Source organism: Psychrobacter sp., from assembly GCF_035469765.1.
Classification (GTDB): Bacteria; Pseudomonadota; Gammaproteobacteria; order Pseudomonadales; family Moraxellaceae; genus Psychrobacter.
The window spans coordinates 1-2,132 of record NZ_DATIRM010000257.1 but is presented as its reverse complement, the minus strand read 5'-3'; the positions used below and the strand labels follow the sequence as shown (position 1 = coordinate 2,132).

Below are 2,132 nucleotides of genomic sequence, written 5' to 3'. Positions count from 1 at the left end.
ACCAAAAGACATTCGTCGTCAGATTGTACCGATTCCTGATACTGCTGATAGCTTGTTTGATGAGTTGCAGCCTGCGGGTGGACAGGGGTTACTAAAGCAGCTTTGCCAAGCACTTAACCGCCGTGGCATTATGTCAGTCACCGCAGAGCACTTTAATCCGTCTAGTATTGATCGTTATTTGCAGCCGCAAATCTGCGTGGTCGATGATAAGAACCGTATCATCGAAAAAGGACGTGATCTACAAACGCTACAGATTCGCCATGCCTCTCAGACTCGCCAAGCGGTGAATGAGCAGCAAGGGGCGCACACAGAATTTCCTGAGCACTTCGCATTTAGTAAAAACCATCATAGCGCAGGCGTGGTCATGAAGCAGTTTGCTGCTTTGGTTGCTGACGAGGCAGGTGAAGCGGTATCTATCCATCAATATACCGATGTAAATGCAGCATTACAGGCGCACCGTATTGGGGTGTTAACCTTAATCAAAAGCAAACTTGGCTCAAAGAAAAAACAGCTGACCAGTCAAGTCGATAACATATTTAAGCTGGCATTTGCGCCGCTTGGTGATATGGAAAAGCTGAAAACTATTATCATTGATGCGACTTTAGATGCAGCGCTTGAAGAGCACTATGTATTGTTTGATCATACGCCAGACTTACCTGAGAGTGCGGATGATGTTGCGGTTGGGCTTAGCGAGGAGTTGCCATTTACTCCTGAAGAATACAGCCAAACGCTCGATGTAGTGCTCATTAATTTCTTGTTGACTGGTCAAACAATTATCAAAACGCTCAAAAATGTCTATACTCGCTGGCAGCGTATCCGCCAAAGCTTGTTAATGCTTGACCGCGAGATATTCGGCGAATCTATTGAAGATATTGAAGATCAGTTAGCAGATTTGCATTTAGCTGATTTTGTTTATCGTATGGATTATAGCCACTGGCAGCAGTATCCACGTTATCTGGAGGCGCTAGAGATTCGTATTGACCGCCTTGAGCACAATATCGAAGCCGACCTCGATGGTGTCTATGCACTTGACTTGCATATGGAGCGACTGGCAGGACGTGCTAATGATAAAGTCATCAGCGATTACCGCTGGATGGTCGAGGAGTATCGTATTCAACTGTTTGCTCAGCCGATGAAAACCCGTATGGCAGTATCGCCCAAGCGTCTCAGTAAGATATGGGATAAAATGAGTTAGCATAAAAGTAAGTGCTTCAATAACCGTTCGCAAATTTTTATGGTCATGCTTTTAGTTACCATCTGCTAAAAGCATGACACTATTGCCCGTATTATCAAAAAGCTTATTTAACCGCTTATATAAATATCTTGTACATTATCATATATAGTCTAATCCAAATAAAACCGATACAATCCTATTAACAATCGCATTTAATGAAATAAACAATGACTTATTCAATCGACTATCGTAAACAGGTACTTTCTAGCATAGCTAATGGTATGACCATTCGAAAAGCTTCCCTGTTTTATGGACTTAGTACCAGCACCATTCACAGCTGGCAGCAGAATTTAGTTCCTAAAAAAACAAGAAATAAAGCACCGACCAAAATACCTGATGACGCATTGATTGAAGATGTAAAAAGATACCCCGATGATTATAACCATGAAAGAGCCCACCGCTTAAACTGTAGTAGAACGGGTATCTTTAATGCCCTAAAACGCCTTGGTATCAGTCAAAAAAAAGACCTTAGCACATCCCAAAGCGTGTCCAATAAAAAGAGCGGCTTATCAGAGTAAGCTTGATCGCTTTACACAGCAAGGCTATCCCATTGTTTATATGGACGAAAGTGGCTTTGAGGCTGAAACCATTCGTCCTTATGGCTATGCACCGATAGGCAAACCTTGTATTGACAGCTACAACTGGCAAGCAAAAAAGCGCACTAACGTCATTGGTGCTCTCTATGAAAAGATGTTGTTTGCGCTTGATTACTTTGAGAAAAATATTAACAGCAGCATATTCTACGATTAGTGCAAGGTCACGCTAATTCCAAGCCTTAAGACTAAATGCGTGATTGTCATGGATATGAGCGAGGATAAAGCAAAGCACTGCTTTGCCTGAGTGCAAGACGAGAGCTATGCTCGAGTGACTCGGTTTCATAAGAATAAGCGTATTCACA

3 protein-coding genes are annotated in these 2,132 nt (G+C 42.5%); all 3 read left to right on the top strand.

What is annotated here, in order from left to right; all coding sequences use genetic code 11:
* Positions 1-1,195, top strand: a 1,195-nt coding sequence (locus VLN09_RS07315) for a DUF3418 domain-containing protein (RefSeq protein ID WP_325245118.1), incomplete at its 5' end; no start/stop codon positions are given.
* Positions 1,196-1,401: 206 nt separating this feature from the next.
* Positions 1,402-1,752 carry an IS630 transposase-related protein gene (locus tag VLN09_RS07310; protein ID WP_325245116.1) on the top strand — a complete coding sequence of 117 codons (351 nt, stop codon included), beginning with the start codon at positions 1,402-1,404 and terminating at the stop codon, positions 1,750-1,752.
* A gap of 40 nt (positions 1,753-1,792) precedes the next feature.
* Positions 1,793-1,984 (top strand): transposase, encoded by a 192-nt coding sequence (locus VLN09_RS07305; RefSeq protein WP_325245114.1) that lies wholly within the window; start codon positions 1,793-1,795, stop codon positions 1,982-1,984.
* The last annotated feature ends 148 nt before the right edge of the window (positions 1,985-2,132 follow it).